General features: G+C 62.2%; 15 protein-coding genes. 9 read left to right on the forward strand and 6 right to left on the reverse strand.

Going from position 1 to position 17,426, the window contains the following annotated elements:
- Window positions 1–9: 9 nt before the first annotated feature.
- The 4 genes from nuoN to KUW17_RS00255 all read left to right on the forward strand — a co-directional run bounded on the left by nuoN (window position 10) and on the right by KUW17_RS00255 (window position 4,726).
- Window positions 10–1,449 carry an NADH-quinone oxidoreductase subunit NuoN gene (nuoN, locus tag KUW17_RS00240; protein ID WP_222475064.1) on the forward strand — a complete coding sequence of 480 codons (1,440 nt, stop codon included), beginning with the start codon at window positions 10–12 and terminating at the stop codon, window positions 1,447–1,449.
- Between the two features lie 71 nt (window positions 1,450–1,520).
- Window positions 1,521–2,267 (forward strand): biotin--[acetyl-CoA-carboxylase] ligase, encoded by a 747-nt coding sequence (locus KUW17_RS00245; RefSeq protein WP_222475065.1) that lies wholly within the window; start codon window positions 1,521–1,523, stop codon window positions 2,265–2,267.
- Between the two features lie 12 nt (window positions 2,268–2,279).
- On the forward strand, window positions 2,280–3,062 hold the full coding sequence (locus KUW17_RS00250) for a type III pantothenate kinase (RefSeq protein WP_222475066.1): 783 nt from the start codon (window positions 2,280–2,282) through the stop codon (window positions 3,060–3,062).
- Complete coding sequence (locus tag KUW17_RS00255; RefSeq protein ID WP_222475067.1) at window positions 3,059–4,726, forward strand: ribonuclease J; 1,668 nt, start codon at window positions 3,059–3,061, stop codon at window positions 4,724–4,726. Before KUW17_RS00250 ends, KUW17_RS00255 begins: the two co-directional genes overlap by 4 nt.
- Before the next feature lie 159 nt (window positions 4,727–4,885).
- Here KUW17_RS00255 and KUW17_RS00260 read toward each other — a convergent pair whose 3' ends face one another.
- The 4 genes from KUW17_RS00260 to KUW17_RS00275 all read right to left on the reverse strand — a co-directional run bounded on the left by KUW17_RS00260 (window position 4,886) and on the right by KUW17_RS00275 (window position 9,497).
- Window positions 4,886–5,065, reverse strand: a complete 180-nt coding sequence (locus KUW17_RS00260; protein WP_222475068.1) for an RSP_7527 family protein — start codon at window positions 5,063–5,065, stop codon at window positions 4,886–4,888.
- Between the two features lie 204 nt (window positions 5,066–5,269).
- Window positions 5,270–6,664 carry a DEAD/DEAH box helicase gene (locus tag KUW17_RS00265; RefSeq protein ID WP_222475069.1) on the reverse strand — a complete coding sequence of 465 codons (1,395 nt, stop codon included), beginning with the start codon at window positions 6,662–6,664 and terminating at the stop codon, window positions 5,270–5,272.
- 183 nt (window positions 6,665–6,847) lie between these two features.
- Window positions 6,848–7,789, reverse strand: coding sequence for a glycosyltransferase family 2 protein (locus tag KUW17_RS00270; RefSeq protein ID WP_222475071.1), 942 nt, complete (start codon window positions 7,787–7,789; stop codon window positions 6,848–6,850).
- A 100-nt stretch (window positions 7,790–7,889) separates the two neighbouring features.
- The gene (locus KUW17_RS00275) at window positions 7,890–9,497 is read right to left on the reverse strand and encodes a peptide chain release factor 3 (protein ID WP_222475073.1); all 1,608 of its coding nucleotides are present in this window, start codon (window positions 9,495–9,497) and stop codon (window positions 7,890–7,892) included.
- Window positions 9,498–9,686: 189 nt separating this feature from the next.
- On the opposite strand from KUW17_RS00275, the gene KUW17_RS00280 reads away from it, so the two are divergent.
- Window positions 9,687–11,300, forward strand: a complete 1,614-nt coding sequence (locus KUW17_RS00280) for an ATP-binding protein (RefSeq protein ID WP_222475074.1) — start codon at window positions 9,687–9,689, stop codon at window positions 11,298–11,300.
- A gap of 290 nt (window positions 11,301–11,590) precedes the next feature.
- Window positions 11,591–11,926 (forward strand): BrnA antitoxin family protein, encoded by a 336-nt coding sequence (locus tag KUW17_RS00285; protein WP_222475075.1) that lies wholly within the window; start codon window positions 11,591–11,593, stop codon window positions 11,924–11,926.
- A gap of 527 nt (window positions 11,927–12,453) precedes the next feature.
- On the opposite strand, the gene KUW17_RS00290 is transcribed toward KUW17_RS00285, so the two are convergent.
- A complete protein-coding gene (locus KUW17_RS00290; protein WP_222475076.1) occupies window positions 12,454–13,896 on the reverse strand; it encodes an NCS1 family nucleobase:cation symporter-1 in 1,443 nt (480 codons plus the stop codon).
- Between the two features lie 168 nt (window positions 13,897–14,064).
- On the opposite strand from KUW17_RS00290, the gene KUW17_RS00295 reads away from it, so the two are divergent.
- On the forward strand, window positions 14,065–14,721 hold the full coding sequence (locus KUW17_RS00295) for a GntR family transcriptional regulator (RefSeq protein WP_222475077.1): 657 nt from the start codon (window positions 14,065–14,067) through the stop codon (window positions 14,719–14,721).
- A gap of 755 nt (window positions 14,722–15,476) precedes the next feature.
- On the opposite strand, the gene KUW17_RS00300 is transcribed toward KUW17_RS00295, so the two are convergent.
- On the reverse strand, window positions 15,477–16,334 hold the full coding sequence (locus tag KUW17_RS00300) for a helix-turn-helix domain-containing protein (protein WP_222475078.1): 858 nt from the start codon (window positions 16,332–16,334) through the stop codon (window positions 15,477–15,479).
- Window positions 16,335–16,544: 210 nt separating this feature from the next.
- Here KUW17_RS00300 and KUW17_RS00305 point away from each other — a divergent pair, with 210 nt between their 5' ends.
- Both KUW17_RS00305 and KUW17_RS00310 read left to right on the forward strand, forming a co-directional pair.
- On the forward strand, window positions 16,545–16,802 hold the full coding sequence (locus KUW17_RS00305; RefSeq protein WP_222475079.1) for a hypothetical protein: 258 nt from the start codon (window positions 16,545–16,547) through the stop codon (window positions 16,800–16,802).
- 87 nt (window positions 16,803–16,889) lie between these two features.
- Window positions 16,890–17,375, forward strand: a complete 486-nt coding sequence (locus KUW17_RS00310; protein ID WP_261396883.1) for a YHS domain-containing (seleno)protein — start codon at window positions 16,890–16,892, stop codon at window positions 17,373–17,375.
- The last annotated feature ends 51 nt before the right edge of the window (window positions 17,376–17,426 follow it).

Genomic DNA, 17,426 nt, shown 5'->3' on the forward strand with positions numbered 1-17,426 from the left:
ATCAGGCAGATGATCCAAGCTGATCTTACTGTAATCCTGCCAGAGATCGTTCTGGCGCTTTACGCCATGGGGGCGCTGATCGGCGCCGTCTACACCGGCAAGGACAAGCTGGCGGTGCCGATGGTCTGGGCGACGGCCGCGCTGCTGGCGCTGCTGGCTTTCTGGATCGCCTCCAGCCCGGACGGCACCAGGACCGCCTTTGGCGGCATGTTCATCGACGACGGCTTCTCGCGCTTTGCCAAGGTGGCGCTGCTGCTGGGCGCGTCCGCCGTGCTGCTGATCGGTCAGGACTACATGGCGCGCCGCGGCATCCTGCGGTTCGAGTTCCCGATCCTGGTGGCGCTGGCCGCTGTCGGCATGATGATGATGGTCTCCGCCGGCGACCTGATGTCCCTCTACATGGGGCTAGAGCTGCAATCGCTGTCGCTCTACGTCGTGGCCGCCATGCGCCGCGACAGCGTCAAGTCGACCGAGGCGGGCCTCAAGTACTTTGTGCTGGGCGCGCTGTCCTCCGGCCTGCTGCTCTACGGCGCTTCGCTGGTCTACGGCTTTGCCGGCACCACTCAGTTCGCGGGCATCATCCAGGTGGCGGAGCAGGGCCATATGTCCATCGGCATGCTGTTCGGCCTGGTCTTCATGATCTCCGGCATGGCGTTCAAGGTCTCGGCGGTTCCGTTCCACATGTGGACCCCGGACGTCTACGAAGGCTCGCCGACCCCGGTCACCGCCTTCTTTGCCACCGCGCCGAAAGTTGCGGCCATGGGCCTGTTTGCACGCGTTCTGTTTGACGCCTTCGGCGGCGCGGTCTCCGACTGGCAGCAGATCATCGTGGTGCTGTCGGTGCTGTCGATGTTCCTGGGCGCCATCGCGGCGATCGGCCAGCGCGACATCAAGCGGCTGATGGCGTTCTCCTCGATCGCCCACATGGGCTATGCGATGATCGGCCTCGCGGCAGGCACCGAGCAGGGCATCACCGCGATGCTGGTCTACCTGGCGATCTACGTCACCATGAACATCGGCACCTTCTCCTTCATCCTGATGCTGGAGAAAGACGGCAAGCCGGTGACCGACATCCTGGCCCTGAACCAGTTCGCTGCGCGCGAGCCGGGCAAGGCGCTGGCTGTGCTGATCCTGATGTTCTCGCTGGCAGGCGTGCCGCCGATGCTGGGCTTCTTTGCCAAGCTGGGCGTGTGGCAGGCCGGTGTGGCTGCAGACCTGATGGGCCTGGTCATCGCCTCCGCCGTGGCCTCCGTCATCGGTGCGTTCTACTACATCCGTATCGTCTTCTACATGTACTTCGGCACCGGCGAGGACGAAGTGGAAGCCAAGGGCTCGCCGGTTCTGGGCGTGGCGCTGATGGCCTCTGCCGCGCTGATGCTGGTGGGGGTGGTTTACCAGTTCGGCATCGACGGCGCCGCCGCTGCCGCCGCAGCAACCCTTGTAAATTGATCTGCTTTTCAGGCAGGCTGGAAAGGCCCGGTCACGCGACCGGGCCTTTTCGCACTTTCTAAGGATTGCAGATGAGCTGGCCAGCAGGATACGGAAAACGGGTGCTTGATGAGGTGGACAGCACCCTGAATGAGGCAGCCCGCATCGCCGGGGAACTGGCAGGTCCGGAATGGATCCTGGCCCTGCGCCAAACCCAGGGGCGCGGCCGCCGCGGCCGCGACTGGAAGGACCCCAAGGGCAACTTCGCCGCCACCCTGGTGATGCGCCCCGAAGGCGCACCGGACCAGGCCGCGCTGCGCAGCTTTGTGGCGGCACTGGCGGTCTATGACGCCTGCGTCGCGGTCACTGGCCGCAGCGAAGGGCTGTCCCTGAAGTGGCCCAACGATGTGCTGCTGAAGGGCGGCAAGCTGGCCGGCATCCTGCTGGAAAGCGCCGGCAACGGGCAGGGGGTCAACCACCTGTTTGTCGGCATCGGCGTCAATCTGGTGGAAACCCCGATGAAGGAATGGCTGGAGCCCGGCGCAGTCTGGCCTGTGTCGCTGTTGTCTGAGACCGGCGTGCAGGTCACGCCGGAGGAATTCCTGGAAGCCGTGGCCGAGGCCTTTGCCCGCTACGAGCAGCAGTTCGCGACCTACGGGTTCGAGCCGATCCGCACCGAATGGCTCGCGCGTGCGGCCAAGCTGGGTGAGGTAATCACTGCCAAGACCGCGTCGTCAGAGACCGAAGGCACCTTTGAAACGGTGGACGCCAGCGGCAACCTTGTCCTAAACACCGCCAAGGGCCGCGTCAGCATTCCCGCGGCGGACATCTATTTCTAGGAAGGAGCAGCAATGCTTCTGGCAGTTGATTGCGGCAATACCAATACCGTCTTCTCGATCTATGACGGCGAGAAGTTCATCGGCATGTGGCGCACCGCCACCGAATGGCAGCGCACCGCCGACCAGTATTACGTCTGGCTCAACACGCTGATGCGGCTGCAGGGGATCGAGGCGGATATCACCGACATGATCATCTCCTCCACCGTGCCGCGGGTGGTGTTCAACCTGCGTGTGCTGGCGGACCGCTACTTCAACACCCGGCCGCTGGTGGTGGGCAAACCCGAATGCCTGCTGCCCGTTGCGGTGCGGGTGGACGAGGGCACCGCGGTCGGCCCCGACCGGCTGGTCAACACGGTCTCGGGTTTCGACACCTACGGCGGCAACTTGATCGTGGTGGACTTTGGCACCGCCACCACCTTTGACGTGGTGGCCGAAGACGGCGCCTATGTCGGCGGGGTGATCGCGCCGGGCGTGAACCTCAGCTTGGAGGCGCTGCACCAGGCCGCCGCCGCGCTGCCCCATGTCGACATTTCCAAGCCGCAGAACGTGATCGGAACCAACACCGTCGCCTGCATGCAGTCCGGCGTGTTCTGGGGCTATGTCGGCCTCGTGCGCGAGATCTGCGCCCGTATCAAGGCCGAGCGCGCGGTGCCGATGAAAGTAATCTCAACCGGCGGGCTGGCGCCTTTGTTCCAGCAATCTGCCGATCTGTTTGACGCATATGAGGATGATCTCACCATGCATGGGCTGCAGATCATCCATAAATACAACAAGGAAAACGGTACTGACGCATGAGCAGTGATAGATTGATCTACCTGCCCCTCGGCGGGGCGGGTGAAATTGGCATGAACGCCTATGTTTACGGCTACGGCCCGCAGGGCAAGGAACGGCTGGTCCTGGTCGACCTGGGCGTGACTTTCCCGGACATGGACACCACCCCGGGCGTCGATCTGATCATGCCCGACATTACCTGGCTGAAGGAGCGCGCCGACCGGCTGGAGGGTATTTTCATCACCCACGGGCATGAGGACCACATCGGCGCGATTGCCCATCTTTATGGGCATCTGAACGTGCCGGTCTACGCCCGCGCCTTCACCGCCAACCTGGCGCGCCGCAAGATGGAAGAGGCAGGCCACGACCCGGCCAACGTGCACACTGTGCAGGCCTGGCCCGAAGTGACAAAGCTTGGCCCCTTCACCATCGGCGTTGCGCCGATGAGCCACTCGATCCCCGAAAGCGGCGGGCTGGTGATCGACAGCCCGGCGGGTCGGGTGGTGCACACCGGCGACTTCAAACTGGACGCAAACCCCCTGGTCGGTGAGCCCTTCGACCCGGACATGTGGGCGGAGATCGCCAAGGGCGGCATCCAGGCGCTGGTCTGCGATTCCACCAATGTGTTCTCCCAGCACCCCGGCCGCTCGGAATCGGAACTGCCGGAAGAAATCACCAAGCTGTTTTCCGAGGCTAGGGGCCTGGTTGCGGCCACCACATTCGCCTCCAACGTGGCGCGGGTGAAAACCCTGGCCGTAGCCGGGGTGAAGGCGGGCCGCTCCGTTGTCCTGCTGGGCCGAGCAATGCGCCGGATGATCGAAGCCGCGGTGGAAACCGGCGTGCTGGTGGATTTCCCAAAGGTGATCAGCCCGGAAGACGCCGCCAACGTGCCGCGCGAAAACCTGATGCTGATCACCACCGGCAGCCAGGGCGAGCGCCGCGCCGCCACCGCGCAGCTGGCGCGCGGCAAGTACCGCGGGCTGGAGCTGAAGGAGGGCGACCTGTTCCTGTTCTCCTCCAAGACCATTCCGGGCAACGAAAAGGGCGTCATCCGCATCATCAACCAGTTCTCCGAAATGGGCGTGGATGTGGTTGATGACAGCTCCGGCCTCTACCACGTCTCCGGCCACGCCAACCGCCCGGACCTGGAAGCGGTCCACAAGCTGCTGAAGCCCAAGATGCTGATCCCGATGCATGGCGAGCACCGCCACCTGCGACAGCACGCCCGCCTGGGCGAGGAAAAGGGCATCGCCAGCGCAGTGGTCGTGAACGGCATGATGATGGACTTGACCGGCGATGCCCCCTCTGTGACCGAGTGGATCGAGACCGGCCGCACCTATCTGGACGGTTCGGTGAAATACGGCGCGCTGGACGGCATCGTGCGCGACCGCATCCGCATGGCGCTGAACGGCCATGTGCTGGTGACGGTGATCCTGGACGAGGAAGACGAGCCGCTGGGCGAGCCCTGGTGCGATCTCAAGGGGCTGCCGGAAACCGGCACCTCCAAGGCCGCGCTGGTGGAGGTGATGGAAGAGGATCTGAACCAGTTCCTGATGCGCGCCGGTGCGAAAACCCTGCGCGACGACGACAAGCTGGAGCAGGAGCTGCGCCGCATCGCCCGCCAGACCGCACAGGCCGAAATCGGCAAGAAGCCGGAGGTGACGGTGGTGGTCAGCCGCATGCGCTGATCCTGCCGGAAGGGCAGGGCGGTTCTCCCGCCCGGCCCAGGCTGCACCAAAGATGCAGCGGGCCCAAACTGCCACCGCTTGAAAATGAGAAACGCCGCGGCCCCTGAGGCACGCGGCGTTTTCAATTCAGATGCAGCTCCAGTGGGAGCGGCGGACGTCTCAGCCGTGCAGCGGGCGGGCGCAGCTGGGGCAGGAGACCACTTTGCGCGGGGCGCTGAAAACGGCGCGGAACAGGCTGCGCATCATGGCGGCAAAGGCCTGGGCGCGCAGTTCGTGGGCGCGGGCTTCGATGGCCTGGTACTGGGAGATGGTCAGGGTTTTGGTGTCGTTGGTATTCATGGCTTGGCCCATCATCAATGGCGCGTTTCTCAGTGTTGCGAACCCTATACGCCTGTTGCGGCGGGCTGACACCGGCCAAGATCGAAGACCCGTTATGCTGCAAGTGCAAAGGTGGCCATGCTGCCTGTGCATGGTGCGCGGCGCCGGGTGCCACGAAAAAGGCCGCCCCGGGGGGCGGCCTCAAATTCCATCGGAGGGGCCGGATCAGCTGGCGCGGCGCTCTGCAAAGCTGAGGGCGATGAAGCTCGGCAGGTGGTCGCCCATGCCGACCACAACCTTGTCGTCGCGCTTGCCGTGCTTGCCGCGGCCCGAGGTGGACCGGTCGACCTTTTGTGCGGGCTTCTCGTCCTTGCGGCCGCCGCGGGTGTCTTCCGTGCGGGGCTCGCGGCTCTCGCGGGCCTCAGCCTCCGGCTTGGCGGACCGGGCGGGCTTTTCCCGCTTGGGTTCCGGCTTGACCGGGTTCTCCAGGCGCGGGATTTCCTTCTGGATCAGCTTTTCCACCGCATCCAGCGCCTTGTCGTCGCGCGGAATGCAGATGGTGATCGCCTTGCCCTCGCGGCCGGCGCGGCCGGTGCGGCCGATGCGGTGGACATAGTCCTCGGCATGGCCGGGCACGTCGAAATTGAACACATGGCTGACGCTCGGCACGTCCAGGCCGCGGGCCGCCACATCCGAGGCCACCAGGATGCGCAACGACCCTTCACGGAAGGCGTCCAGGGTTCTGGTGCGCTGGCTCTGATCCAGATCGCCGTGGATCGCGGCCGCGTCATAGCCGTATTTCTTGAGCGATTTCGCGCAGATATCCACATCCGTCTTGCGGTTGCAGAAGATGATGCCGTTGGTCAGCTTGTCGCCCTCGGCGTCGATCAGCGCCCGCAGCACCTTGCGCTTTTCGCTGCCCTCGCGGTCGCGGCGCGATGCCTTGAACTGCACCACGGCCTGTTCGATGGTCTCCGACGCGGTGGCCTGGCGGGCCACTTCGATACGGGCAGGGCCGGACAGGAACGTGTTGGTGATCCGTTCGATCTCCGGCGCCATGGTGGCCGAGAAAAACAGGGTCTGGCGGGTGAACGGCGTTAGCGAGAAGATGCGCTCGATATCCGGGATGAAGCCCATGTCAAGCATCCGGTCGGCCTCGTCCACCACCATGATCTGCACGCCGGTCAGCAAGAGCTTGCCGCGCTCGAAATGGTCCAGCAGGCGGCCCGGGGTGGCGATCAGAACGTCGACGCCCTTGTCGATCAGCGCGTCCTGCTCCTTGAAGGACACACCGCCGATCAGCAGCGCCTTGGTGAGCTTCACATGCTTGGCATAGGTGTCGAAGTTTTCCGCCACCTGGGCGGCCAGCTCGCGGGTGGGGCACAAGACCAGGCTGCGCGGCATCCGGGCGCGGGCGCGGCCGCGGGCCAGAAGCGTGATCATCGGCAGCGTGAACGACGCGGTTTTGCCGGTGCCGGTCTGGGCGATTCCCAGTACATCACGACCCTCCAGCGCCGGCGGGATGGCCCCTGCCTGAATCGGAGTGGGGTTTTCGTACCCGGCTTCCTCAATAGCCTTGAGGACCTTGGGATTAAGGTTCAGATCGGTGAATTTTGTCATATGCATCCGTGATTGCGGACACTGACCTGGCCCGCGCGTGTGTGTTGCAGCCGGCTCCGCAAAAGGTCATGCGGTGTGGCAGCTGCCGGCTCGTGGCGGGGCATAGCAAAATCCCGTGCGCAGGTCAATTAATGGCGGATTTTACAAGGTTTTCGTTCCCGGGATGGGCAAAATGGAAACAAATCAGCCAAAACCGGGGAAGTGTTTTTGCCGTTTCTCCTCCAGGCCGAGGCGGCGAATCCTCAGCAGCCCGCGGTTCTGCAGCTTGCGGTAGACATCGGGGTCCCGCGCGCTGACCTCGTCGAAGAATCCGCGCAGGCCCTCGGCCCCGTGCTCCTCTTCGATCAGCGACAGCAGCTCATGCGCGCTGAGCCCGCCGAGCAGCCGGGAAAAGCCGGCACTCAGCCCGGGCCGGTAGGAGCCGCGCTGCAGTCGGAACCGGTAGACGGACTGCCAGTGCTCCCAGCTGGCGGCGTGGCAATGGCACAGGTCCGCCTGATCCAGCTCGCAGGTAGCGGCGGCCTTCTCGCCGTCCAGAAACAAATTGTGGATGCGCAGCTCGGCGTTTGACAGGCCGGTCCTGGCAAAGACCTTTCCGGTGGTATGGCTCAGAAAGCCGCCTTTGAGGAAACTGCCAAAAGCCGGGTAGAGCGCGCGCACCTCGGTTTCGCGGTCCGGCCCTTTTGGCACCATCGCCTTGAATTCCCCGTCCCGGCCCGCCAGCGCTTCGACCGGGCGCACCCGGGCGCTCTGGATGCCGCCGGGCAGGGCGGCCAGCATCTGCCCCAGATCCGTTTCCGGCCACAGAAACTCATCCGCGTCGATATGGGCGACCCAATCCGTCTGGATCCGCTCATAGGCGTGGGTGGCGTTCAGCGTCTGGCGGAACTGGTGCTTGGCGGGGCGGTTCCTGTCATGCCGTTTCCAATAGGCGCTGTCGCAGACTGTGACCCGCACCTTGGGGTGCTGCTTCAGATGCGCATAGGCTTCGGGGTTGGGTTCATCCAGATAGATGTGCAGCCGGTGGGCGCCCAGGTCGAGGTGGTAGGCGGCAAAATCCAGAACCGTCCTGGCGTCAGCCTTGATGGTGCTGACGATGCCCCATTTGACATCCCGGTCCGCCATTGCCTGCCTCTTGCCCTGCTGATTGCCCCAACCATTTCCGCAGGCAGGGAAAAGCGCAAGCCCCGCAAAGAAAAACGCCCGGGTGATCCGGGCGTTTCAATCAGACCATCATTTCCTTGGTCGCTGTCAAATTCAGCTCGGGGTAATCCCGTACCACCCGGTCGATGTCCCATTGCAGGCGGGTCAGATAGACGATGTCGCCGTCGTGGTCATGGGCAATGTGCTGCTTGTTGGCGTTGATGAACTTGTCCACCGCCGCCTTGTCACCGCTGACCCAGCGGGCGGAGGTGAACTGGCTTGCCTCAAACCGAACCGGCAGCCCGTATTCCATCTCGATCCGGCTGGCCAGAACCTCGAACTGCAGCTGGCCCACAACGCCGACGATGAAGCCGGAGCCGATCGAGGGTTTGAACACCTTGGCAGCGCCTTCCTCGGCGAACTGCATCAGCGCCTTTTCCAGGTGCTTGGCTTTCATCGGGTCGCCCGCGCGCACGCCCTGCAGCAGTTCCGGCGCAAACGACGGGATGCCGGTCACGCGGATCGCCTCGCCCTCGGTCAGCGTGTCGCCGATGCGCAGCTGGCCGTGGTTGGGGATGCCGATGATGTCGCCAGCCCAGGCTTCCTCCGCCAGTTCCCGGTCGGAGGCCAGGAACAGCACCGGGTTCGACACCGCCATCGGTTTCTTGGTGCGCACATGGGTCAGTTTCATGCCGCGCTTGAAGTGGCCCGAGGCCATCCGCACAAAGGCCACCCGGTCGCGGTGCTTGGGGTCCATGTTGGCCTGAACCTTGAACACGAAACCGGCGACTTTCTTTTCCTCCGGGCTGACCTGGCGCGGCTCGGCTGACTGCGGCTGCGGCTCGGGGCCGTATTTGCCGATGCCGTCCATCAGTTCCTTGACGCCGAAGGAGTTGATGGCGGAGCCGAACCAGATCGGGGTCATGTGGCCCTCAAGCACCGACTGCGGGTCTAAGCTGGGCAGCAGCTCGCGCGCCATCTCGACCTCTTCCAAGAGTTTGTCCAGCAGATGCGCAGGCACGTGCTCGGCCAGCTTGGGGTCGTCCAGGCCCTCAATCGCGATGCTTTCCGCCACCTTGTTGCGGTCGGCGCGGTCCATCAGTTCCAGCCGGTCGCGCAGCATGTCATAGCAGCCGATGAAATCGCGCCCGACGCCGATCGGCCAGCTGGCTGGGGTCACGTCGATCGCCAGCATCTCCTGGATTTCGTCGATGATCTCGAAGGTGTCGCGGCTTTCGCGGTCCATCTTGTTACAGAAGGTCAGGATCGGCAGGTCGCGCAGGCGGCAGACCTCGAACAGCTTCTGGGTCTGGCTTTCCACACCCTTTGCGCCGTCGATCACCATCACCGCCGCATCCACCGCCGTCAGCGTGCGGTAGGTGTCCTCGGAAAAGTCCGAGTGGCCGGGCGTGTCCACCAGGTTGAAACGGAAGCCGCTGAAATCAAACGACATTGCAGACGCTGAGACAGAGATCCCACGGTCCTTCTCCATCTGCATGAAGTCCGAGCGCGTGCGCCGCGCCTCGCCCTTGGCGCGCACCTGGCCGGCCATCTGAATCGCACCGCCATAGAGCAGGAACTTTTCAGTCAGCGTGGTCTTGCCGGCGTCCGGATGCGAGATGATCGCAAAGGTCCGGCGCCGCGCGATTTCGGCGGGCAATTCGGGGCGGTTTGCAGCGGTGTCCAACATGCGGCTGGCTGTAGCCACAAACCGCGAAAGAGGCAAGGAAAACGGCGTCCCTGTGCCCCGCTGCAAGAACGGGCCGCAAGCGGGCCAAATTCAGTTTGGCCTATAAATTGCTAACGCTTTTCCTGTAACACGGGCGCCAGGACCGTGTGTTACAGAATTTCAAAGGCCTCCCCGTTTCAGGAACGATACGTGCAACAAGATGAATTTTCATATCATTTTGAAGTTCTCGACGCCGTAGAGCTTGCGGTGATCGTTCTGGAAGTGGGGGACGACGGGCTGCCGCGCTACATCGCCATGAACACCAAGTCGCGGGAGTTCACCAAGTTTGAGCACAAGGACTATGCCGGCAAGACGGCGCTTGAACTCTATGGCGGGGCAACTGGCCGCCGTGCCTTGAACCAGCATCTGGCGGTCATCAGCAGCGGCAAGGAGGCAACCTACGACATCGTCCTTCCCACGCAGCACAAGGAAAAATACCTCAGCACGACGCTCAGGCCGGTGTTCAACGCAGACGGCCGCCTGGTCTATCTGGTGGGCTCCTCCAGCGACATAACCTCCGAACGGGAGCGGGACGAGGCGCTGGAACTGACCAGGATGGCCCTGGACAAGGCGGAGGAGGCGAGCCAGGCCAAGGAACGGTTTCTGGCCAACATGAGCCATGAAATCAGGACGCCGATGAATGGCATCATTGGCATGTGCGAATTGCTGCAGGAGACGGAGCTGGACGAGCAGCAGCGGCTGTTTGCAGACACCATCCTCAACTCTGCGACTGCGCTGCTTGGCGTCATCAACGATGTGCTCGATTTCTCCAAAATCCAGGCCGACAAGATCTCGCTGCACGACGCGCCGTTTTCGCTGCAGGATCTTGTGCAGGATGTGGGAACCCTGCTGTGGGCGAGAGCCGCCTACAAGGGGATCGACCTGCGCACCGATTACCCTGCGGACGCGCCGCACGAGTTCACCGGCGATGCCAGCAAGATCCGCCAGATTCTGATGAACCTGCTCGGCAATGCCATCAAGTTCACCGAAGACGGCCACGTGGCCGTCAGCGTCAGCTATGATCCCGGGGCGGCAGCGCTGCCCCTGCGCATCCAGGTCTCCGATACCGGCATCGGGATTGAGCCGTCGCAGCTCAAATGGATCTTCTCCGCCTTCGAACAGGTCGACCGCCGGTCCGCCCGGGTGATCGAGGGGACCGGTCTGGGGCTGGCGATCACCCAGGCGCTGGTGGAGCGGATGGGGGGCACGATCACCGCCGGTTCCGTGCCCGGGCAGGGATCGGTGTTCACGGTTGCCCTTGACCTGAAACAGCCGGATCACCATCTTCCGCGGCCCACCGATGAGGCGGCTGCCGTGTTCCGGGACCACAGGCAGGCGCTGAACCTGCAGCCAAGCCAGCCGGTGCCGGAGCTGCCGCCGGGCGCGCTTGCGGGAAAACGCATTCTCGTGGCCGAGGACAACAGGACCAACCAGCTGCTGGTGCGGAAAATGCTGAAAACCACCGGTGCCGAACTGCGGTTTGCCGAAAACGGCCGGATTGCGCTGGAGGCTTATAAATCCGAGGGCTGCAACCTGATCCTGATGGACCTGTCGATGCCGGTCATGGGCGGTCTGGAGGCCGCCCGCAGGATCCGCGCCCACGAGCGCAGCGCCGGACTGCCGGAGTGCCCCATTGTCGCCCTGACCGCCAACGCCCAGCCCAGCGATGTCGAGGCGTGCCTGGCCGCCGGCATGAATGACTTCCTGTCCAAGCCCTTCCGCAAGAACGAGCTGCTGGCCCGGATCCTGCGGCAGGGCGGGTAGGGCTGGCAGCCTCCGCCGGGCCGTCTGGCGGGGCCCGGGGCCTGGCCGGCAATACGCGGAAAGAGACGGGAAAGACGGGGGCGGCATGCGTGCACCGCCTGTGCACCCCTTGTGCACCGGTTGGCGGACGAAACCGTCCGCCCTGCCGTGTTGCGCGGGCACCGTACGCACCGCTGGGGCGGAATTAACCTGATCGGGGCAGGCTGGGATCAGCGCGGGAGGGCCGCCCGCCGGAACCGCTGCTGCCAAGGGAGGGTGCGATACCCAGTAAGCGATATTACGACAACGAAATGCAGCTGGAGCTGGACGCGCTGCAGCAGGACCTGCGCCGCGACTGGCTGGACAAGAGCCTGCCGCGCGAGTGGGACGGCATGGACAGCTGGGAGCGGATCGACAAGCCGAAGACAAGGGTGACGATCCGGCTGGACGCGGACATGGTGAAATGGTTCCGCAAGCTGGGTCCGAATTACAGCCGCCGCATCAACTCGGTGCTGCGGACGTACTGGATGGCGCTGATGGCGGGCCAAATCCAGGCCCATGACAAGGACAATACGATCCTGCGTTTGAGTCTTGCGGCACGATACATCGCGATGGGGCGAAATGCGGATGGGACGGAGCGGGAGTGAGGGTGTTGGCGGAAATGCGGAGCGCGCGCTTTGAATCGCCTGGCCACTGTCCGGGAGCCGACCTTCAGCAATAGCGCAGCCAACAACGGTTTCGAGCCCGAGGCAGCTATTGCCATTTCTCACTGCGTGCGCTCGCAGCATAAAATCGCCGCGACCGCATCTTTTTCAGAGCCGCCGTGCGGCGTGATGAGCGGCCATTCGTTCGGGATGCAGCGAGGCCGTAGGCGGCAATCTACAGGATGCGGGACCTTCCCGGCTTTCGCCGCGAGAGCAGCATGGATGGTCAGGGACGACAGCATTGAGCAGTAATGGTCCCGGATCTCTTAGAGCAATGATGCTGAGCTTTCTATTGGGGGAAATCCGCAATTCGACGAAGACAATGAAACGCCTGGTAGAGGAATTGGGGGCCAATCAGTTCTTCCGGTCCAAAATCGAAAGTTGATCGTTAAGGGTTTGAAACATCATCAATTTTTAAACAAGATACCGGTGGCGGCTGAGCGCCACCGGTTGGTTTTTTCTGGAGGCCGTCAGGATTTCGTCTGACCCTTGACTAGCGCGTTGTAGATCACGCCGCCCAGGACCGCACCGATCACCCAGCTGTAGCCCGACAGGAAGGCGAACCACGGAACCCAGACCGTTGCGACCGAGAAGACCGCCGCCAGCCCGAAAGCTTTCACCGCAGCCCGGTTCCAGCCATTGTCGTAGTGATAGATGCCGCCGTCCATGTTGTAGAGGTCATCTTCTTTCAGCTGCTCTTTGCGCAGCAGGTAGTAGTCAACGATCATGATCCCAAAGACCGGCGCCAGCGTTGCACCCAATGTGTTGACAAAGCCGCTGATGCCAAACTGGCTGATGAAGCTGTTCCAGAAACCGCCGATCACCAGGGCGAAGATGGATGTAATGAGGCCCGCCTTTCGGAAGCTGATTTTCTCAGGCGCCAGATTGGCGATACCGTTCACTGCGGGAATGAAGTTCGCCACCAGATTGATGCCGACAGTAGCGGCAAAGAAGGTGATCGCAGCAACGATGCCCAGCAGCACGCTGTCGGTGCGCTCGACGATCTCAGTCGGGTTGATGATCTCTTCACCAAACACCACGGCCGCGCCGCCGGTGGTCAGCAGTGCCAGCGCCGAGAACAGGATCATGTTGAACGGAAGCCCTGCCAGGTTGCCCATGATCATGGCGGGCTTATCCTTGGCATAGCGCGAGAAGTCACTGAAGTTGATCATCACTGCGGCAAAGTAGGCGACCATGGTGCCGACGATGGCAATGAAGCCTGTGACTTCGGTCCAGAAAGTGCCCTCGGGGTTGGCGAAAATTGTGGCGGTGGCTTCCAGCAGCTGCCCATCCGAACGCTGCCACAGCACGACGACCAGGCCGATCATCACCAGATAGACGAAGGGACCCGCGATATTCAGGAAAGTCTCAACCCAGCTCATACCGCGCCAGAAGATCACGATGTGAAAGCCCCAGACGATGACGAAGGACAGCCAGTCGATACCGGTGAGACCAAGAATTTCCGTCCCGCCACTTATGCCTGTGACCGAACGGATCAGGAGCGCCAGCGCGGTTGAGGCAAAATAGACCTGCACGCCGTACCAGAACACGGCCACTGTGGCCCGCAGCACCGCTGGCAGTTTGGCGCCCTCGGTACCCATGCTGGCCCGTGCAAGGACAGGATAGGGGATGCCGTATTTCTCACCTGCCGCACCTGACAGGTTCACCATCCACATGACGAACAGCCCGGCTGTGATCAGCGCTGCAAAGGCAGTCCAGCCCCCAACGCCATAGGAGATGAACAGCGACGCCACCAGCGAATAGCCAAACAGCGACTGCACATCGTTTGCCCAGATATTGAAGATGGCGAACCAGCCCCAGGTTTTCTCGTCGCTGCCAACGGGGTTCAGCGCATTGCCTTCGGGGTTCAGTGTGCCCCCATGCACGACATGCATTTCATCAGTTGCGGTCATGTTTTCCTCCCTTGAGCCCAGTGTGCGGGCGGCAGGTGTTCAACCGCCTGGCCGCGTAAGAAATTGAGCTTGCAACTGACATGTTAGAAGGTATCTTACGAAGTGGACTATAAAAAACTTCAGATAGGACTTTAAGGCATCTGCGGGTAATGAAGGGGGAGAGCGGTCATGAACAAAGCACAGGATGTCCAGCTTCTTGCGGATCAAGCCCAGGATGCCCTGTGGGCTGCTTTGCGGAGCGGGCAGCTGCGGGCCGGGCAATTCCTGTCGATGTCGCAGCTGGTGACGCTACTTGATCTCCCTTTGTCCGCGGTTCGTGAAGCGGTTAAGCAAGCCAGTTCACAGGGGCTGGTAGTTACCCTGCCCAAACGCGGTATCCAAGTGATGGAGGCGCATCCGGTAACGATCCGCGAATGCCTCGATTTCCGCATGGTACTGGATCAGGAGGGGGCCCGGCGCCGGGCGGCCGGCGGAAATTGCGACGATCTTGCGCCACTGCGGGAACAGCATCAGGCAATGCTGGACGCCACCCGCGGCAATGCTGGCAGTGACCTGCCACCGCAAGCGATCCAGGTTGATTTGTCGCTGCATGACTATCTGGCTGCTGGGCTGGAAAACTCCCAGCTGGCTGCAGCTTACAATGCCAACCGGATGCGCATCGCGATTATCCAGAACGCACGGCCGTTTCTCCAGCTCCGCATCGTCTCGGCAATGGAAGAGCACCTTGCGGTCATTGATGCCTTGCAGCGCCGTGACGGCACTGCAGCTGCAGAAGCAATCCAGTACCACTGCGAGCAGACGAAGCGCTGGTGGGGTGTTGCCTGACGTCCAGCACCCTCCCCGCGGCAGATCCATTTCTTACCCCAAATCACAGGATTGTTGCGGTCTTGTTCGTCACCAGGTGCTCTCAGCGAAAGTGTCCGTTGAAGAAACCATATCTTCGGCGTGGATCTCCAACAGAAAATCTCGTTTTTGCCGCAATCGCAAAAGCACATATTGCTGACCTTGGGGCTGCGGTCTTTTGTTGGCGCCCCCACAAACGGCTGCCGTGCTCCGTTCCTGGCGTGCTGTACACTCGATGGGGTGCCAGGCGATCAACAACCGCAATGGGTTCAAGGCGTAGGTGGCCTACGCAGCGGACACATGTATGGCCGCTGGAATGCCTATGCAGCAAGCACCATTATGCAAGCGCAACGGAACCAGTTGTCGGCAGTACCGGTCAAGCCTCTGGCTATCCGCCGTTTGGTTCGACGTGCCGTCCTTCACGCTGCAAGAACCGACTATTGCGCCGAAAGCGGTGAAACCTGGCTGTGAGCCCGCAGCGGAACTGTCAAAATCTGCTGCGCAAGCACGCAGCGTGCCGCCTCGCCGCGCCGCCCAAAAACTACCGCCGGATAGCAGGGGGAAACCCGGCCATTCAGGCAGCGTGCAGAAAGTTATGGGCCATGAAAAAAAACAGCCGGGATCTGGCAACCTTTCGCCGTGGGCGCGCGGCTCTTGCTGACACAGGGGTATTGCGGCCCGGTCTGTGCTCTTGCGCGATGCTGCCAACGTTTGGGTCAAATTGCATCTGCTAGGCTTCAAGCGCCGCGAAATTGTGCCGGCGTGACGCCCAATCGTCTGCGGAAAGTGGTCGTCATGTGGCTCTGCGACGAAAAGCCGGTGGCATAAGCAATGCTGGCTATCGGCTCATTTGTTTTACTAAGCAGCCTGCGCGCTTGCTCAATCCTTCTCGACAAGACGTAATTGTGCGGCGTTTCACCCGTATTCTGTTTGAATGCGCGGGCAAACCGGTGCGCCATCACCCCGGAAAGCCTAGCCAGTTTCTCCACTGTCAAATCCGTATCGAGATTTCCGTCAATGTATTCAATAACTTTGTCCAAGATGTTTTGATCAAGCAGATCAGTGCGGCGGGTGCGTTGCTGCTCCGGCGGCAAGGTCAGCATTTCCACAATCAGCGCGAAACAGAGCGCGCGCAAATAGTCGCCGGATATGTCATCTGCCAGGATGTGCCGGCGGATGCGGTTTGCGAGTTCGGTTGTGAACGGCTTGGGGCCGCCAATGACGACGCGAGGTTCAAGGAGGTCCTCCGGGATTTGCAAGGCGGCGGCCAGATCTGTTCTCAAGGCTTCGAAACTGAATATGAGCGCGAGCACTTCCGGCGCAGACTCCGAGGTGCCGCGCAGGGGAAAACATGGGGGCGCGACAATATACTCGTAAGGCCGGCGGTCATAATGCCTTAACCGGCCGCCGGCGAGCGAGCTCTGCCCCTCATCGCCAGAGAAGCTGATACTTGCAAAGCTGTCACGCAGGCGGACATTGAAGTGCCTTTTGCCGGCCGGCACCAGCTCAACAAAAAAATCTCCGAACGCAATGCGCTTGCCCCAGACCGGCAGCTCTCCGAGAGGTGGCGCAGTTATGTCGAGTAGCTGTTTCAAGGCAACTCCTCCCCCAGAAACACCTTCAAGCCGAGTGTAGCAAAAACTCGCAGGATCTTCTCCTGAACGCCCTTGTCGGAGCATTCCGCCGGTCTGCAGAATTGTGAAACGTGCAAATCTGAAAGAGCTGGGCCGGCTAGTCTGGCATTCTTCCTGACATCCCCCGGCCACCCTCTCAGGCCTGGCGCAAACGCAAATGGGAGACGTCCGATGACTGGTATTTCTGAACTGGAGAAACATTCTACTCTTACCTCTCCTGCCCTGAAAATCCGGGGATGCCGGAGAGGCGCGAGAGCCATAAAAAACCTCCTGCGCCGCCGCGGCCTGGCAGACACCGTGCTTCTTTCCCCGGCTCTGCAACTGCTGCTCACCCGCGCCAGCAGGCTGGAGTATCTGATCGGCAATGATGCGCCGGACATTGTCTTGCGCGCCGAACTGCGCCTTTTGCAGGCCGCCGTTCGCCCCTGAACGCATCAGCGCAGGGCAGCAGCTCTCTACGCGGGAAATCCGCCCCGCCAGCGGCCGCTTTCACTCATCTCAACCAAGGAGACTGACATGAGACCCAAAACTGCTATGGCCACCGCCGTGCTGGCTGGCTTTGCCGCCTTTTCCGAAAGCGCCTTTGCTGCCGATGAATACAATGTCTCTGCCGGGTCGACCGCCGCTGGCGCGCCGCTCGCACTGCACGGCACGGATCCTGTCGCCTTTCTCGAGCTTGGCAGCCAGTCGGCGGGCTCCGCCCGTTACACCGCAGTCCATGACGGTGCGGCCTATTTTTTCACCTCTTCCGGCAACAAGGATGCCTTCGAGGCCAATCCCAAGGCGTACCTGCCGCAGAACGGCGGCTTTTGCACCTTTGGCGTTTCCAAGGGCAAGAAATTAGACGGCGATCCCCAATATGCAGAGATCGTCGAAGGCAAACTTTATGTATTCCTGAATGAGGAGGTGCTGCGCGCCTATCAGGAGGACCGTGCCGGCACCATTGCGCGCGCCGCTGAGAACTGGCCGCGTATCCGCCATGCTGCCGCGGCTGAACTCTGATCCGGTTCGATGCCGCGCTCCTTAGACCGCCTGTATCCAAACATTTGAAAG

The sequence above is a fragment of the Leisingera aquaemixtae genome (assembly GCF_019801145.1).
Classification (GTDB): domain Bacteria; phylum Pseudomonadota; class Alphaproteobacteria; order Rhodobacterales; family Rhodobacteraceae; genus Leisingera; species Leisingera aquaemixtae_A.